At 72.5% G+C, this 16,762-nt stretch carries 10 protein-coding genes; 4 read left to right on the top strand and 6 right to left on the bottom strand.

From position 1 onward, the window contains the following. Positions 1–114 precede the first annotated feature (114 nt). Positions 115–5,265, top strand: a complete 5,151-nt coding sequence (locus tag IEZ11_RS30105; RefSeq protein WP_229713437.1) for a hypothetical protein — start codon at positions 115–117, stop codon at positions 5,263–5,265. Positions 5,266–5,340: 75 nt separating this feature from the next. Here IEZ11_RS30105 and IEZ11_RS30100 read toward each other — a convergent pair whose 3' ends face one another. Further along, complete coding sequence (locus IEZ11_RS30100; RefSeq protein WP_189266061.1) at positions 5,341–6,027, bottom strand: pentapeptide repeat-containing protein; 687 nt, start codon at positions 6,025–6,027, stop codon at positions 5,341–5,343. Positions 6,028–6,152: 125 nt separating this feature from the next. Here IEZ11_RS30100 and IEZ11_RS30095 point away from each other — a divergent pair, with 125 nt between their 5' ends. Both IEZ11_RS30095 and IEZ11_RS30090 read left to right on the top strand, forming a co-directional pair. Further along, entirely contained in the window at positions 6,153–6,809 is a 657-nt protein-coding gene (locus tag IEZ11_RS30095) for a rhomboid-like protein (RefSeq protein WP_189266060.1), read from the top strand. A 9-nt stretch (positions 6,810–6,818) separates the two neighbouring features. After that, positions 6,819–8,225, top strand: a complete 1,407-nt coding sequence (locus IEZ11_RS30090; protein WP_189266059.1) for an NAD(P)/FAD-dependent oxidoreductase — start codon at positions 6,819–6,821, stop codon at positions 8,223–8,225. 14 nt (positions 8,226–8,239) lie between these two features. On the opposite strand, the gene IEZ11_RS30085 is transcribed toward IEZ11_RS30090, so the two are convergent. Continuing rightward, entirely contained in the window at positions 8,240–10,846 is a 2,607-nt protein-coding gene (locus tag IEZ11_RS30085) for an ATP-binding protein (RefSeq protein WP_189266058.1), read from the bottom strand. Positions 10,847–11,050: 204 nt separating this feature from the next. On the opposite strand from IEZ11_RS30085, the gene IEZ11_RS30080 reads away from it, so the two are divergent. Then, the gene (locus IEZ11_RS30080; protein ID WP_189266057.1) at positions 11,051–13,042 is read left to right on the top strand and encodes a radical SAM protein; all 1,992 of its coding nucleotides are present in this window, start codon (positions 11,051–11,053) and stop codon (positions 13,040–13,042) included. A 172-nt stretch (positions 13,043–13,214) separates the two neighbouring features. Here the strand turns inward: IEZ11_RS30080 and IEZ11_RS30075 are convergent, their stop codons facing one another. From IEZ11_RS30075 to IEZ11_RS30060, 4 genes are read right to left on the bottom strand one after another with little or no spacing between them, the layout of a single operon-like run. Continuing rightward, entirely contained in the window at positions 13,215–13,817 is a 603-nt protein-coding gene (locus IEZ11_RS30075; protein WP_189266056.1) for a response regulator transcription factor, read from the bottom strand. Then, complete coding sequence (locus IEZ11_RS30070) at positions 13,814–14,929, bottom strand: sensor histidine kinase (protein WP_189266055.1); 1,116 nt, start codon at positions 14,927–14,929, stop codon at positions 13,814–13,816. The genes IEZ11_RS30075 and IEZ11_RS30070 overlap by 4 nt, the downstream gene beginning before the upstream one ends. Continuing rightward, a complete protein-coding gene (locus IEZ11_RS30065) occupies positions 14,926–15,672 on the bottom strand; it encodes an ABC transporter permease (RefSeq protein WP_229713436.1) in 747 nt (248 codons plus the stop codon). Before IEZ11_RS30065 ends, IEZ11_RS30070 begins: the two co-directional genes overlap by 4 nt. Beyond that, a complete protein-coding gene (locus IEZ11_RS30060; protein WP_189266054.1) occupies positions 15,669–16,574 on the bottom strand; it encodes an ABC transporter ATP-binding protein in 906 nt (301 codons plus the stop codon). The genes IEZ11_RS30065 and IEZ11_RS30060 overlap by 4 nt, the downstream gene beginning before the upstream one ends. Between the last annotated feature and the right edge of the window lie 188 nt (positions 16,575–16,762).

Here is a 16,762-nt window from a genome sequence, read left to right as displayed (position 1 = left end):
CTAAACGACCTTCGGGTGTACGGGAGTTGGCCTCTTGTTGGGCCGCGAGTGACAATTGAGGCGGGAGTCGGCGCCAGGCGTCGTGGGCGCCCCGGCCGTCCGTACGTTGGCTGCGTGAGGACGCAGCGACAGTCGGGCGACAACACGAAGGACGCTTCCCCGGAGGCCTCCCCGAGAACGGCTCCCGCCCGGCCCGACGGTTCGGTGGGTCCCGTCGGCACCACGGCGCGGGGGCTGCTCGCCCTCCAGCGGGCCGCGGGGAACACGGCCACCACGCGTGCCCTGCGCGAGGACCGTACGGGTCGCGCGGGGAAGCGGACGGCCGTCTCCCGGCCCGTGGCGCCCGTGGCCCCCATCGCCGAGGAGCACACCGCCCCCGGCCTCGTCCTGCCGCCCTACCTCATGGACCTCCAGGCCGCCGGGCTCTCCACCGCGTACGGGCTGACCGGGCAGGAGTTCGTCCGGAACGCGGTGGCCGCGGTCGTCGGACACGGCGACGGCACGGTCGCCGACATCGGCACCGAACTCGCCGGACGCCCCGAGTCGTTCTACGGGCAGGGCCGCGCCTTCACGGTCCAGGGCAGAAGCGGCAAGGAGTCGTACGACGTCACGGTCACCGTCTCCCGCGCCCCCGACGACCGGCCGCCGGTCTTCCATCCCAAGGACCTGCTCGCCAACACCGTGCCGGACCCGGACGGGGCGCCGCTCGCCCCGGTGGACGAGGCCGAGGGCAAGGACACCAAGGTCGACGTCCAGCACAACACCGCCACCACCGTCGCGACCACCGCGAGCGGCGGTTCGAGCACCGGCGTGGGCGGCATGGCCTTCGGGCTCGCGCCGGTCGTGCCGGGGCTGTGGCTGGGCGGCGCCGCTCTGGCGAGCGCGCAGCCCTGGCAGTCCTCGCGGGAGTCCCGCAGCCAGCGCAACGTGGCCGAACCGCGGGTGCTGCGCAGCGAGAAGGGCTCGGTCGAGGCGCCCCGCAAGGTGCGGTACGGGGTACGGGTCAAGAAGCACGGCGCCGCGGCCGCGCAGACCTTCCACGGCTCGGGCACCCTCACCCAGCGCGTGCCCACCGAACACCTCGTCCCGGCCGGGACCGCGGCGCCCGCCGCCCCGCAGCCCGTCCAGGCCGACACCGCCCGGCGGGTCTCGCTCGCCGACTCCATGGCCCCGGTCGCCGTCACCGACACCGCGGCCCCGCACCAGGGCGGCGGCGGGCTCTTCGACGCGGTCGCCTCCGTCCTGCACCCCTCGCTGACCGCCGCCGGGGCGCCCGGCCGCGCCCGGCTCCACGAGGCGACCGCCACGGCGACCGTCCTGGAGGACCTGCCCCGGCTGCTGCGCGACGGCGTCACCGGCGAGGACCTGGCGTCCAAGGACGGCAGCAGCGTCGGCAGCTACCGCATGCACGCCGAGATCACCGGCATGTCGCCCGCCTGGGGCACCGGCGGGACCCAGCTGCGCACCCACCAGCAGACCCAGCACACCATCACCGAGAGCGCGGGCAAGGGACGCGCAGGCATGGGCGGCCTGGGGCCGGCCATCGGCGTCGGCGCGGTCGGCAACGCAGCCATCGTGCGGGGCACGGCCATGCCGGTCGCGGCGGCCCGCAAGGCGCGGTTCACGGTGGCCGAGCAGACCGTCTCCAGCCGCCAGGGCGCGGAGGTGCGCGGCGACAAGACGCTCTATCTCGCGGACGTGCGGTTCACCGCGGCGGGCACCGGGCCGCGGTCGGCCGAGATGATCCTGCGCCCCGGGACCCGGGTCGCCCACCACTCGATGCGGGTGTGGATGAGCCTGCGCACCGACGAGGCGCATGCGCTCGGGCTGCCGCTGCCGCCCGGCACCAAGACCAAGGAGTTCATCGAGAAGCCGAAGCGCACCGACGAGGACGGCAACGAGGTCGACGTCGAACGGCACCTCCCCTTCGGCGCCATGGGCTCCAGCGTCACCCTCAGCCAGCTGGACACCGGGCCCATGGTCAAGGCCGTACAGGAGCTGTTCGCGACCGATCCCCGGCTGGCCGGCTATCTGCCCGCCTTCGGTACGGACCGGCTGGCTTCCGCGCCGAGCAAGGAGGAGGCCGCTCTCCAGCGGCGCAACCACCGTGAGCTGATGGCCGCCCTGTCCGAGACCAACCTGCGGGTCAACAAGGACCAGCTGACCACGACCGGCATCCGGGTGCGGCTGCGCCGCAAGACCACCCTGCACTCCCACGACGTACAGCTCCGCGTCCGAGGGCAGCTCCGCGAGACCGGCTACCTCGGCGACACCGACGACTGGCTGGTCCGCAGCCACTCCGGTGTCACCGGCAACGCGCAGAGCGGGCGGGGCAGTTCGCGCTCGATCGGCGGACTGGTGCTCGGCCAGGCCCGCCTCGTGCCCGGCGCCCTGACCGGCTCGGCCCGCTACGAGAGGCACCGCTCCGGCACCCGCCGCAACCAGGCCGGCCCCACCACCCGCACCGACGTCCTCACCAACGGCTCGGAGAAGGCCGCCACCTTCGGGGCCGCCCTGCGCCTCGACGTCAACGTCACCATGACCTCCCGGCAGCGCAAGCTCGGCCGCGCCCTCACCCCCGGCTCCCCCGGCCAGGACGCGCCCGAGCCGCGCCCGATGGCCGGACTGCACCTGGACGAGCAGGACGTACGTCTGGTCACGCCGACCGAGTTCACCCTCGACGAGGAGGGCAGACAGCGCCAGGACGCGGTCCGCGACCGGCGGCGGGCGCAGGCCGCACGGCCCGAGCACGCCGTCACCGCCGAGGGCATCGGCGACCTGGCCACGCTCGTGCCCCGGCCGTCGGTCGGGCAGCCGCTGCGGGACTGGCAGCTGGTGGAGACGGTCGGCGACGGACAGGCCGTCCGGGACCTCGCCTTCCAGCTGCTGTCCCGGGCCGCCGCCCGCAACAAGGACGCCCGCGAGGATCCGGCGCTGGCGACGGAGGGGCTCGCGCCGCGGCTGGCCATCGAGGAACGGTTCGGGCCGCAGGCCATCACGGCCTCGCTGCGGCAGGCCGCGTCCTCCGGGTGGGTGGTGAAGAACCTGCGCCATCCGCGCCGGCTCGCCGCGCTGAACGGGGCGGTGGGTACCCGGCTCACGCTCGGCAACCCGAAGTTCCTGCACCGGGGCGCGGGTCCCGGCACGGAGACCTTCGTGCTCGGCGGCCACCAGGCGGCCGGTCAGGAGGGGCAGGGCACCACCAGCACCTGGCAGTTCGGCGCGACCGGCTCGGAGAACGGCGCCGAGTGGCGCCTGGGCCAGGGCCTGTCCGGGAACCGCACCACCAGCACGGGCGACACCCGGTCCGCGGCCCTGTCCGGCACGGTCGAGCGCAACGCCCACACCCCGAAGAAGGCGCCCCTGTACCTGGTCCAGTGCGACCTGCTGGTCACCATGGTCGCCGAGGTCAAGGTCACCGGCGGCGGCCCCTACGTGGCGACGGGCGCCCGCACCCTGCCGGCCGAGGCGGCGGTGTGGCTGACGGAGGCCCAGCTCCCGGCACAGATCCGCAGACAACTCAGACTCGACCCGGAACCGACCCTCATGTCACCGGCCGGGACACGACAGACGACGGCGGAGAGCTCCCGGGCGGGTGCCGAACGCGAGGCGCGGGAAGGGACGCGCACCGCCGACACGGGCCGGTCCTCGTCCTCCGCGGCACCGCGCACCGCGCCTCCCCGCACCGGCCCGTCCTTCGCGCGTGGCCTGCCGCTCGGTTTCGGCATGGTCGAGAACCTGCCGAACTTCGTGCCGCTGCTGGCCCGGCTGCGCTCCCGCCTCGCGGAGAACGGGCAGCAGAGCCTGGCCGACGACCTGCTGCCCCGGCAGCAGCTGGCGGACCGCAACGACAACGTGCAGCGGCTGCTGCGCGTCCTGGACCGCGACGGCAGCGCGGGACTGCTGTCGAGCGCGATGGACGGCGGGGTCACCGTCGAACTGTTCGACGGCCGCAGGACCCCCTACTGGGCGGTGTTCAAGGTCGGCCGCCTGGGCGACGGCGCCCACGACGGCGCGGCGGACGACGGCCGGGACATGGAGTACATCACCGCGGCCGTCACCCAGCAGGCCGCCGCGCACGACCAGGCCGTGACGACCGGCGTGGAGGGGATCCTCGGCGGCTCCGGCAAACCGGAGGGCGGGGTCGGGCAGCTGAAGAGCACCGGCGGTGCGGCGGGCCTCGGCGTCGGCTCGGGCGGCTCCCAGCGCTCCGGCACGGCCGGCCGCGGCCAGCTCGGCATGAAGACGGTCGCGGAGGCGAAGACCGCGAAGTCGTCGAAGATGCGGGTGCCGATCGAGGCGACCCTCGAACTGCACCGCGGCGACCGCCGGCTCGCCCTGGTCTCACTGGGCCGCCAGGCGCTGACCCACCGCGTCCTGGACCAGGACCTGGCCGCGCTCGCCCGGCTGACCGCGCCCCGCCACCAGCCGGTCCCCCCGGCTCCGGGCCCGGGGGACGACCGGCCGGCGGCGCTCGGCGGCTGGCGCTCCGCGGGTGTGCGGCTGCCGATGGAGGCGCAGGTGAACGGCTTCCAAGGGGCCCCGCAGGTACGGGAACTGGTCAGCTCCGCGGTCCGGGCGGCGGGCGGCGGCGACCGCTTCCGGAACAAGGGCCAGGCCGCCGCGTACACCCTGAACGAGGCCGTCTCCACCGAGTGGCTGATCGCGGCGCTGCCGCTGCTGACCTCCGCCGGGGCGGAGCTGCCCCCGGTGCACGTCACCGGGGTGGAGGGCCAGGACCTGCGGGCGTCGATGCACGCGCGGCTGCGGGACGGGCGGGTGCTGGGCGTCGGCGACAAGATGACCTTCGAGACGGTCGGGCAGAGCCACCTGGACGCGCCCCGGCCCACCCAGACGGACGGCCTGAGCTCCGCCGACCACGGCAGGTCGGCCCGCGGCCTGGCGGGCGCCGGGCTGCTCAACGCCGACGAGTTCCGCCTCAACCAGCTGATGGGCAACGCCGGCGGGGCGGGCGGCGCGGCCGACGGGGCGGTCAACGCGTCGGGGTCGATGCCGCTGCACAAGCCCAAGTCCGCGTCGGTCCTGGTGCAGTTCACGCTGGACGTACGGGTGGTGGCGCGGGTGACCAACCGCGTGCGGTCCGGCCGTACCGGCACCGCCGTACGGGAGCTGACCCTGCCCCGGCCGGTGGTGATCCGGATGCCGGAGCCGGTGGTCCGCCGCGCGCTTGCTGCGCAGCCGGACCGGCTCCAGGACCCGGACGACCATCTGGGCCTGCGGAAGAAGGCGGCGCCCACGCCCTGAGTGATTCGGCCGGTGCTCGGCTGACGGTCGGTGGGGGCTGGTCGCGCAGTTCCCCGCGCCCCTGAAGGGGCGCTCTCAGCCCTCCACGCGGATGCCCAGCTGTGCTGCCAGTACCGGGGCCAGGTCCAGGAGCTGGGAGGTGCTGATCACCGCCCCCGCCAGTCGCTCCACGCCGCTCGCGATCTCCAGGGACGCGGCGCCCCGCAGGTCGACGTCCTTCATCGTCACCCCTCTGAAGTCCGCCGCCTTCAGGGTGCAGCCGGTGAACTCGACGCGCTCCAGGGAGGCGTTCCCGAAGTCCGGTTCGACCAGGACGCAGCTCTCGAAGACCACGTCCCTGAGCTTCGCCGTGCGCAGGTTGAGATAGTCGATCTTGCCGCCGCGGATCACCACGCGCTCCAGGACGGCGCCGTGCAGCTGGGTGCCGCCCAGCCGGGCGTCGACCAGCTCGACATCGCGCAGGGTCGCGTCGGCCAGGTCGGTGCCGACGCCTCTGGCCCCGGTGAGGACCGAGTCCAGCAGGCGCGCGTGCCGAAGCCCGGTCTCGTCGAAGGCGCAGTCCGTCAGCGCGCAGTCCATGAAGCGGGCGCCCGCTCCGTCCTGGCCGACGAAGTCCGCCTCCCGGAACTCCTGCCCGTCGTAGTCCCCGTCCGGCTCCAGCTCGCCGCCGCTCCAGGGCTCCAGCGCGGGCAGCCGTACCTCCGGCCGCCGCGCGCCCTTCACCCTGCCTCCGCCGGTCCCGCCGGCCGCTGTCCTCGCCATGCCCCCATAGTGCAGGCCGCCACTGACAATCCCCTCGGGCCCCTCGGGCTCCTCGGCCCGCGAGGATCGGTTCATCCGGAATGTCAATCACCCGCACGGCGCTACGATCGTGCGTGAATCGCCTCATGCGAATTTTCCGGGGATTCGACGGCAAGGTGTGGGCGTACGTCCGCAGTGCCCCCGGTACGTACCTCTGGCTGGCGATCCTCTTCATGACCACCGTCGCGCTGCACTACATGTCACCCGAGTTCGAGCAGCAGTTCCTGCGGCAGCGGTCCACCAACATCCGCGAGCTGTCGGACAACCCGGTGCGGGTGCTGGTCGCCAGCGCGATGTGGATCGACGGCGGGCACTGGGTGCCGTACGCCTTCCTCTACACCGTCTTCCACGCGCCGGCGGAGCGCTGGCTGGGCACCGTCCGCTGGCTCGCGGTGTGCGTGGTCGCGCACGCGCTGGCCACCCTGATCAGCGAGGGCGCGCTGCTGAAGGGGATCCATGACGGCATCGCCCCGCACTCCGCGGTCAACACCCTGGACATCGGGGTGAGTTACGCGCTGGCCGGGGTGATCGGGGTGCTCTCGTACCGGATCGCGACGCCCTGGCGGTATCCGTACCTCGCGGCCGTCCTGCTGGTCTACGGGCTGCCGCTGACCGAGTCGCCCACCTTCACCGACCTGGGACATTTCGTCGCCGCGCTGATCGGTCTCGGCTGCTATCCGCTGGTCAGAGGGCGCGGAAAAGCATGGAATCCGAAGGAGACACTGGCCGCCCTCAAGGGTTAACGTCCGGACATGAGCAGCTCCGCAAGCAATGTCGTCAACGGCGGTGTCTCCTTCTGGTACGCGGACGACGGCCTCCCGGCCGTGCGGGAACCGCTCGCCGGTGACGCGTCGGCGGACGTGGTGATCGTCGGCGGCGGCTACACGGGCCTGTGGACCGCGTACTACCTGAAGAAGGCCGCCCCCTCCCTCCGGGTCACCGTCCTGGAGCAGAAGTTCTGCGGCTACGGCGCCTCCGGCCGCAACGGCGGCTGGCTCTACAACGGCATCGCCGGCCGCGACCGGTACGCCGCGCTGCACGGCCACGAGGCCGCCGTACGCCTGCAGAAGGCCATGAACCAGACCGTCGACGAGGTCGTGGCGGTCGCCGCGGCCGAGGGGATCGACGCCGACCTGCACAAGGGCGGGGTGCTGGAGGTCGCCACCACCCCGGCCCAGCTGGCCCGTCTGAAGTCCTTCCACGAGCACGAGCTGTCGTACGGCGAGAAGGACCGCGAGCTGTACGGCGCCGGGGAGACCCGGGAGCGGATCCGGGTCGCCGACGCGGTCGGCTCCACCTGGACCCCGCACGGCGCCCGGCTGCACCCGGTGAAGCTGGTGAAGGGCCTGGTCGCGGCCGTGGAGTCGCTCGGGGTGGAGATCCACGAGTCCACGCCCGTGACCGAGATCCGGCCCCGGTGCGCCGTCACGCCCTACGGCACGGTCCGCGCCCCCTACATCCTGCGCTGCACCGAGGGCTTCACCGCGAACCTCAAGGGCCAGCGGCGCACCTGGCTGCCGATGAACTCCTCGATGATCGCCACCGAGCCGCTGACGGCGGAGCAGTGGGCGTCGGTGGGCTGGGAGGGCCGGGAGACCCTCGGGGACATGGCGCACGCGTACATGTACGCGCAGCGCACGGCCGACGGGCGGATCGCGCTCGGCGGGCGCGGGGTGCCGTACCGGTTCGGGTCGCGGACGGACAACGACGGCCGCACACAGGAGGCGACCGTCGAGGCGCTGCGGGAGATCCTCGTGCGGTTCTTCCCGTCGCTGGCCGGTGTCGCGGTCGAGCACGCCTGGTCCGGGGTGCTCGGGGTGCCGCGGGACTGGTGCGCGACCGTCACCCTGGACCGGGCGACGGGGCTCGGCTGGGCGGGCGGCTACGTCGGCTCCGGGGTCGCCACCACCAACCTCGCGGGCCGCACGCTCCGGGACCTCGTGCGGCTCGACTCCGGGGAGGCCGGCGGCACCGAGCTGACCGCGCTGCCGTGGGTGGACCACAAGGTCCGCAAGTGGGAGCCGGAGCCGTTCCGTTGGCTCGGCGTCCAGGGCATGTACGCCACCTACCGCGCCGCCGACCAGCGCGAGCGCCGCAACCCGAGCAGTGCCTCGTCCCGGCTGGCCCGGGTCGCGGACCGGGTGGCGGGGCGCCACTGACGTCCGCACGGTCCTCAGCTCGCGTTGACCGCGACGGACGGCTCGGGCCGGTCCCTGAGCATGGCCATGGCCAGTTCGAGTCGTGACCGGTACCCGGATCGGGAGAACAGCCTGGTCAGCCGGGATTCGACGCTTCTTCTGCTGACGCCGAGCAGTGCCGAGATCTGCGGGTTGCCGAAGCCCTGGGCGACCAGTACGGCGAGCAGCCGCTCGTTCTCCTCGACGACGGCCTGGCGGTCGGGCACGGCGAGATCGTTCTCCCGCATGAGCGTGCGCATCCGGGCGCGCACGAGCAGCGCGCCGGCCCGGCCGAGCGAGTCGTAGGCCTCGTGCAACAGCCGCGGGTCCGCCGCGCCGGCACGTACCAGGTGGCCGATGGCCATGGCCAGCTCGAACGGCTGGCCCAGTGCGCGGACGGCGCGCAGGGCGGCCGCGGCGGACCGCGGTTCGACGGTGGCCCGGACGAGCAGGCTGTGCGCGATCGCGCGGTCCGTGCCCAGTGCGCCGGCGACCTTGTCCGCTTCACGAGGGCACACGCCGAGCCGGTCCCGGTTCCCGGTGGCCAGAGCGACCTGTGCGGACGCGAACCACAGTTCGTCGGTGCCGGCCACCGTCTCACCGCGCGACGCGTCCGCGACGGCCTGGTCCAGGATGTATTCCGCTTGCTGCCACTCGCCGAGCATCATCGCGGCCCGTGCCTGCGGGACGGCGAGCAGGTGCAGCAGCGCGGTGCGGCCGCCGGCATGACCGCGGTCGACGAGTTCGCCGGCCTTTCTCAGCTGGCCGCCGGCCAGCAGGACGAGCGCCGCGGTCTGGATCATGGCGACCCGGCTCGGGTCCGGACCGGGCGTCACACCGGGTGCGAGGCCGCGCCGGGTGAGCGTCAGCGCGCGGGTGGACTCGCCGCGGCGCGCGGCCAGTACGGCCTGGTCGGCGAGTGCCAGCTGCTCGGGGTGATGGCCGCCGCGGGCCAGCATCCGTTCGGCCGCGGTCAGCTCCCCGAGGACGAGGAGGGCCCCGGTGTACGGGAAGCCCTGCCGGTCCCGGTCGGACAGGTGCCCGGTGAAGCGGCCGGGCTCGCCCTGCCACAGCGCGGCGAGGGAGGCGAAGACCTCGGCACGGTGGGCCGGGTCCTCGTGGCACGGCAGGCCGTCGAGCAGTTCACGGACCTGCCGCCAGCCGCCCAGTGCGTAGGACGCGCCCGCCCTGGTCATGGCCTGCACCACCGGATCGGGCGCCCACGGCCACGGCTCGCCCCGCGCCAGCCAGTCGAGCGCGGCCTGGTTTCCGGTGGCGCGCAGCATCGCGATGTGCGTCAGGTGGATGTCGATGAGGAGCGAGGTGCAGCCGGGCTGTGCGGAGAGGTCGTTGAGCAGCGACTCGACGGTCGCCAGGCCCTCGTCCGTGCTGCCCCGGGCGGCGGCGAGCTGCGCGGACTCCCAGAGGATGCGGACGCGTTCGGTCTCGTCCGAGGAGAGCTGGGCCGCGCTGCGCAACCAGCCGCCGGCATTGGCGCTGCCGCCGGGCCGGGCCGACGCGCGGGCGTGTGCGAGCAGTTCCGCCTTGGCCCGGCGCTCGTCGAGCATGCGGCCGGCGCAGGCCTGCTGATCGGCGAGGTAGTCGGGATCGGGACATCGGGCCCGGCCCGCCCAGACCGCCATGACCGCGACCTGGGCGAGGCGGCGGCGTTCGTAGGGGCCGGTCTGGCCGATCAGGATGCGCTGCATCAGCGGGAGCCGGAAGACCCAGCGTCCTCCGTTCCGCATCTGCCGCACGACGCCGCCCACGGACAGTGCGTGCAGGGCCTCCGCGACCTCGGCGCCCGGCAGGCCCGTTGCCTCCGCGACCAGTTCCGGCATGGCGTCGCCGAGCGGTCCGAGCACCGCCGCGGCCTTTGCGACCGACCACGCGGACGTGCCGAGGCCACGCAGTTCCTGAAGCAGCCGGTGCTGGGGGCGCAGCGTCAGTACCGCGTCCGGGCGTACGAGATGGGTGCGCAGGTCGACGACGCGGATGCCGTCGGCGGCGGCCAGCGCGTCGATGGCTATGCCGACCGCCTTCGGTCTGTTCCGGGTGAGCCTGCCGACGTGGCGCACGAGTTCGGCGGTGGGTTCGGCGCCCGAACGTTCCCCGATCAGCGCGGCGAGTCCGGTTTCGTCGAGCGGTCGTAACCAGACGAGGTCGACGAGCCGCTCGTCGACCAGTTCGGACACCAGGCAGCGCTGGGCGGCGGCCGGGACGTCGACCCGTACCGTGCACACGCACCGCAGACCGGTGTCGGCCGAGGCGCGGACCAGCGAGGTCAGCCGCTCGATGGTGCCGGTGTCGAGCCATTGCGCGTCGTCGATCGCGAGCACCGTGCTCGGGCGGTCGGACCGTTCGCCCGGACGCGGCGCGCGCAGGTTGTTGAGCATGTTGCCGAGCGCGGAGTGCGGGTGCCTCGGGCGCGCGGCGGTGAACCAGGTGCGATCGTCGTCGAACTCGTGGCAGACCTGTCTGAGCACGGTGCTCAGACCGGAGCCGCCCGTGCCGAGGACCAGTACGGCCCGTGGCCCGGTGGGATCCGCGACGGCGTCGACGATGCCGCGCACCACCTGGCCATGGCCGGGAGCTGATTGCACCGTTCTGTGCCGGTACCGATCCGGCGAGTCGAACAAATCGGAACCGTGTCTTTCCTTTTTCTCAAATTTCATTCCAGGACTCCTCCGGGCATGCAATCAGGGGCAAGATATTCTTACGCTCGGAGTGGGCACCAGGCCCTACCGGAAGAGTCATTTTCGTGTACGGAAAATCGACCGCACCCGACTTCGTACGGATGTGTAGCCATGACCTCCAGCAATAAGAGACCGGTGCAGCTCGTCGAGTTCACCGCGATGCACGGTGTCCGGTACAGCGTCACCCTCGGATACCTCAAGGCGACCTCGGTCGCCGACCCCGTCCTCGACGCGGCCTGTGATTTCCGGATCAGTGTGCGGGAACAGAGCGGGGGCGAGCGGGCGACGACGGCATTACTCGACTCCTGGGACGAGCCCTTCGTCGTCGCGCTGACCGTGTTCTTCTGGAACCGCGCCCAGTCACTGGAGCTGGCGCGCCAGGTGAAGGAGCGCTGGCCGGCCTGTCGTGTCGTGGTCGGCGGCAACGACGTCAGCCATCAGCAGGACCCGCTGTTCGCCGAGGCCCCCTGGGTGGACGTGCTGGTGCACGGGGAGGGCGAACTGCGGTTCCGCGACCTGGTGCAGTGTTTCCTGTCCGAAGGGGACCTTGCCACAATTCCCGGAATCAGCTATTGGTCCGACGGCGCCGTCGTCACCAATCCGGACGCGGATCGCATTACCGATCTCGAACAGATCGCGTCACCGATCCTCACCCCGGTGTATTCCGACGAGGAAATCACCGGATCCTCCATGATCGTCTACGAGACCAACCGGGGCTGTCCGTACCGGTGCGCGTTCTGCTATTGGGGCGGCGCGACCAACTCGAAGGTGCGCCAGTTCGAGCTCGACCGGATCCACGCCGAGCTGGACCGGCTGATCCGGCTGATGCCCACGGACGCCACGCTTTTCATCGCGGACGCCAATTTCGGCATCCTCGCGCGTGACCGCCAGATCGCCGAGCACATCGTGGAACTCAGCAAGCGCCACGACAAGCGGCTGATCGTCAGCACCAACTGGGCGAAGAACAGCAACGAACGCATCGTGGAAATCGCGAGCATGCTGCACGCCGCCGACCTGACCGGCGCGATCACGCTGTCCGCGCAGTCCTTCGACGCGGACGTGCTGAAGATCGCCAACCGCTCCAACATCCGCACCGACCACTACCGCCGGCTGCTCACCCGGTTCCGCGAACTCGACGTGCCCACCTACACCGACCTGATCTGGGGCCTGCCCGGCGAGACGTACGACTCGTACCTCAACGGTGTCGAAGAGGTGCTGAGCGCGGGCGGTTCGCCGGTGATCTACCCGTTGCTGCTGCTCAACAACACCGAGTACTCCCGGGAGTCCTTCAAGGACGAGCACGCGCTCAGGACCCGCTGGATGCCCGGCGACGTCACCAATCCCGAACTCGTCGCCGACGTCGTCGTCGCGCACGAGGCCATGACCCCCGAGGACTGGGTGAACGGCATGGAGTTCCGGGTGGCCATGACGCTCTTCCAGAAGATCCTGCTCCGCTGCGCACTGCGCGTCATCCACGCCACGACGGGCGTCCGGATGGTCGAACTGTGCGCGCGCCTTCAGCGGTTCCTGCTCGACGACTGCTCCGACCCGTTCCTGCGGGCCGTCGCCCGCAACGTCGCCGTCGCCTACCAGGAACCGGCCGAACTGGACATGGCGCTGCTGAAGACGGTGATCGGCGACCAGATCATCGTGCCCGAGGAAGTGCACTTCCAGGCACTGCTGTGCCGGGCCGTCGCCACCGAGCGCGGCACGGCCGACCTGCTCACCGCCGCGGTCGACCACCTGTGCGCGGAGCTGGCCGACGCCGGATTCGAGGTCGACCGGGTACTGGTCGACGGTGCGCTGTCGCTCGACATCGCGGCGACGACCATCCTGCGGGCGAGTCTGCGCGGTGAACTCGTGGAAGCGGAGTTCGCGGTACCGAAGCAGGGCTGGAACCTGCTCGTCGCATCCGGCGACGTACCGTCGAGTCTCGACGCGAGCGGCCAGGGGAACACCGTGCGCGGCACGGTGTGGGCGCCACCGCGCTGGGTGCACTACCCGATCAGCGTGTACGCGCTGTCGATCTGGCACGGCACCGGCCGCCCCCTGCACGACCTGGAGTTCGCCCTGCCCGACCGGCTCCCGGCCCTGACCGGCTGACGACGTCACCGCACCTGGGTGCTGCCCGGCGACCGGGCAGCACCCAGGAGGGACACCCGCCAAGCGCTCCGCGGGATGTGCCGTGCCGCGCCGTCCGCTCGTGCGCGGCGCCGTCGTGCCTGGTCACGCCCGCGCGGCGGCAGCCGCATATGCGACACGGCCCCGAAGCCGCCTAGAGCCAGCCGCGGGTCTGGGCGGTTCTGGCCGCTTCGGTGCGGTTTCGGGCGCCGAGCTTGGCCATCGCGGTGGACAGGTAGTTGCGTACGGTGCCCTCGGCCAGGAAGAGCCGGCGGGCGATCTCGGCGTTGCTCGCCCCGTCCACGACCGCGCGCAGCAGTTCGCGTTCCCGTTCGGTCAGCGGATCGGCGGCGTCCCACGCGGCCATCGCCAGTTCCGGCGCGACCACCCGCTCACCGTCGTACACCCGGCGCAGGGCCGCGGCCAGTTCGCCGATCGGCGCGTCCTTGAGGACGTAGCCGGCCACCCCCGCGTCGACCGCGCGCCGCAGGTAGCCGCCGCGCGCGAACGTGGTCACGATCAGCACCCGCGTGGGGTCGCCCAGGCTGTTCAGCTCCGCGGCCAGGTCGAGGCCGGTGCGGCCGGGCATCTCGATGTCGGTCACCAGCACGTCCGGCCGGTGCTCCCGGACCGCGGCCAGCGCGTCGTCGCCGTTGGTCGCGGTCGCCACCACCGTGATGTCCGGCTGCAGGTCCAGCAGCGACGCGAACGCGCCCAGCACCATGCCCTGGTCCTCGGCCAGCACCACCCTGATCATCCGGCCACCTCGACCGGCACCGTGATGGTCAGGGTCGTACCGGCCGACCCGGTGCGCCGCACCGCGCCGCCGAGTTTCGCGACCCGCTCGCGCAGCCCGGTCAGCCCGGTGCCCTCCGGGGCGTCGCCGCCGATCCCGTCGTCCGCGATCACCAACCGCACCCGTTCACCGTCCGCGTCCACTCCGATGTGACAGGCCGACGCCCGTGCGTGCCGGGCCACGTTCGTCACCGCCTCCCGCAACGCCAGCCCCAGTTCGTGCTCCGTCGTCGCGACCAGGATCAGATGGTCGTCGTAGTCCACCCGCAACCGCACCCCGGCCCCGGCCAGCGCCCGCCGCGCCGCCTCCAGCTCGGCGCGGATGCTGGTCCGCCGCCAGCCGGTGACCGTGCTGCGCACCGCGGACAGCGCCTCCCGCGCGTTGCGTTCGATCTCCTCGGCCTCGGCGCGCGCCCGCTCCGGGTCGGCCAGCACCAGCTCCCTGGTCAGCTGCGCGCGCATCACGACCGCGGTCAGCGAATGCCCGAGCAGGTCGTGCAGGTCACGCGCGATCCGTTCGCGTTCCGTGATGGTCGCGAGCAGCTCGACCTGCGAGCTGCGCAGCCGCTCGTTCTCCTGTTCCTGCCGCCGGTCGCGCTGCCTGATCTCCAGCAGCCCGATCACCCAGATCAGCACGAGCGGCGGCACGAATCCCCACAGCCGGTAGGGCATCGGTACCCGCGACACCAGGACGGTGACGCCGTCCAGCGCGGTCAGGCCGACGAACCACAGCCGCGCGGCATCCCGCGTCAGGGTGTTGCCCGCGGCGGCGGCCGCGTAGATGAACAGCACGCTCGCGTTGGTGTTGAACGGCGTCGCCAGCGCGCCGACCACGGCCATCGGCACGATCGAGATCCAGATCTGCCGCGAGGACCGGCCCCGCAGCAGCGCCAGCGCGTACAGCACGACCGTGATCGCGCACACCGAGAACGCCAGCGGCCACTCCCACCACGCCCGGTCCGGGGTGAAGTACGGCTGCGCCAGCACGAAGAGCAGATAGCCGAGATAGACCCACTCCCAGGTCCGCAGCCGCTCGGCCACGGACCCGGGAGCAGAAGCGTCGACGGTACTCATATCCGCGCATGACGATAGGACATCGCGGCGACACCGCTCGCCGCCACCGTGGTGACCAGCAGGGCGAGCACATGGATCATGCTGGTGCCGTGGCCCAGTTGGGCGAGTCCGAGCTGGGCGAGGTGGTAGGTGGGCAGGAACTTCGCGATCTCCCGTACCACCGAGGGCAGGAACTGGATCGGGATCCAGAGCCCGGACAGCATCGCCAGCGGGAACAGCACCGCGTTCAGGAGCGCGGTCGCCGCACCCGTGCGGAACCGGAACCCGACCGCCACACTGAGCAGGGTGAACGGGACGCTGCCCAGCAACAGCACCAGCGCCACCCGCAGCAGCGCCCAGGGCGAGGCGTGCAGGGTGCCGAACGCGGCGGCCGCCACCCCCATGAGCACCAGCACGCCCACCCCGTAGAGAAGGGCGGCGGTGGCCTTCGCGGCGAGGCTGACACCGATCGGCACCGCGGACACCCGCTTCATGCGCAGCCAGCCCAGGTCCCGGTCCTGCGCCACCCCGATGCCCGGCTGCAGGGCGGCCACCGTGATCACCCCGTAGGTGCCGAACGTGGCCACCATCGCCGTGCCGGCCGACAGGCCCTGGGTGATGTCGTGCCCGTACAGCAGGTTGAACAGCACGAAGAGGCCGACCGGCATGAGGATGCCGAAGAACAGCGAGGTCGGCTCCCGCACGATCGCCCTGAGTTCGTCGCGCAGTTCGACCCCGAAGACGCGTCCCAGCAACCCGTTCACGCCACCATCTCCTCGTCGCCGGTCAGCGCGACCACGGCTTCCTCCAGTCCCGCGTCCTGCACCCGCAGCTCGGACAGTCCCGGATCCCGGGCGAGCAGCACGCGCAGCAGGTCCTCGGGCGAGCGCGTCTGGATCCGCGTCAGGTCGTGCTCCCGCCGGACGGACAACACGCCCGGCAGCCGCTCCAGTTCGGCCGACGCGATGCCGGTCCTGGCGGTCACGGTGCGGTCCGGCAGCCGGTCCACCAGCTCCTGCGGCGGCGCGTCCGCCAGGATCCGGCCGCGGTCCAGCACCACCACGCGGTCGGCGACGGCGGCCGACTCCTCGATCAGGTGCGTGGTCACCAGCACGGCGGCGCCCTGGGCGCGACGGCGCGCCAGGATCTGCCAGAAGTGCCGCCGGGCCGCCGTGTCGAGACCGACCGTCGGCTCGTCGAGCACCAGCAGGGTCGGCTCGGTGACCAGCGCCATCGCGAGCTGCACACGCTGCTTCTGGCCGCCGGAGAGCTTCGACACGCGCCGGGGCGCCAGCTCGGTCAGCCCGAGCTCGGCCAGGATCGGACCGGCCGCCGCCGCCCGCAGTCCGCCCCGCACCGCGGCCCCGGTCACCAGCTCCCGCACGGTCAGGGTGTTCGGGAAGCCGAGCGTCTGCTGCGCCACGCCGAGTTGCCGGCGGGTCGCGGCGCGGCGCGGATCGCCGCCGAGGATCCGCACGGTGCCGTGCTGCGGCGTGAGCAGCCCGACCGCGATCGCCACCAGCGTCGACTTCCCGGCCCCGTTCGGCCCGAGCAGCGCGACGCACTCCCCCGGGTCGACCCGCAGGTCCACCCCGTCCAGTGCGACCGTCTCCCCGTACCGGTACCGCAGGCCTTCGGCCGCCAGCACCGCCTGTGTCGTTGCCATGCTCACCAGACTCCCGTCCGGGGGCGGTTGAACGTTAGTGATGCGCCGTCATCGACCCGAGATGACAAATGTCAACTCCTTCGCCGACACGCAGCCACCCCCTAGGCATGCGCACAGGTCATTGACAGATTTTTGCCGAGCGACCACACGTCCGACCGAACGGGTCGACCGGTCGCGCGCTCAGGTGA

The sequence above is a fragment of the Streptomyces fuscichromogenes genome (assembly GCF_014645815.1).
In the GTDB taxonomy this organism is placed as follows: domain Bacteria; phylum Actinomycetota; class Actinomycetes; order Streptomycetales; family Streptomycetaceae; genus Streptomyces; species Streptomyces fuscichromogenes.
The sequence above is the reverse complement of the archived record's forward strand: the minus strand, read 5'-3'. Positions and strand labels throughout refer to the sequence as shown.

Coding starts and splice junctions, on each gene's coding strand:
- IEZ11_RS30060 (WP_189266054.1), bottom strand. CDS start 16,574: ATGGCAACGACACAGGCGGTGCTGGCGGCCGAAGGCCTGCGGTACCGG.
- IEZ11_RS30100 (WP_189266061.1), bottom strand. CDS start 6,027: ATGGCGAGGACAGCGGCCGGCGGGACCGGCGGAGGCAGGGTGAAGGGC.
- IEZ11_RS30080 (WP_189266057.1), top strand. CDS start 11,051: ATGACCTCCAGCAATAAGAGACCGGTGCAGCTCGTCGAGTTCACCGCG.
- IEZ11_RS30095 (WP_189266060.1), top strand. CDS start 6,153: ATGCGAATTTTCCGGGGATTCGACGGCAAGGTGTGGGCGTACGTCCGC.
- IEZ11_RS30075 (WP_189266056.1), bottom strand. CDS start 13,817: ATGATCAGGGTGGTGCTGGCCGAGGACCAGGGCATGGTGCTGGGCGCG.
- IEZ11_RS30070 (WP_189266055.1), bottom strand. CDS start 14,929: ATGAGTACCGTCGACGCTTCTGCTCCCGGGTCCGTGGCCGAGCGGCTG.
- IEZ11_RS30090 (WP_189266059.1), top strand. CDS start 6,819: ATGAGCAGCTCCGCAAGCAATGTCGTCAACGGCGGTGTCTCCTTCTGG.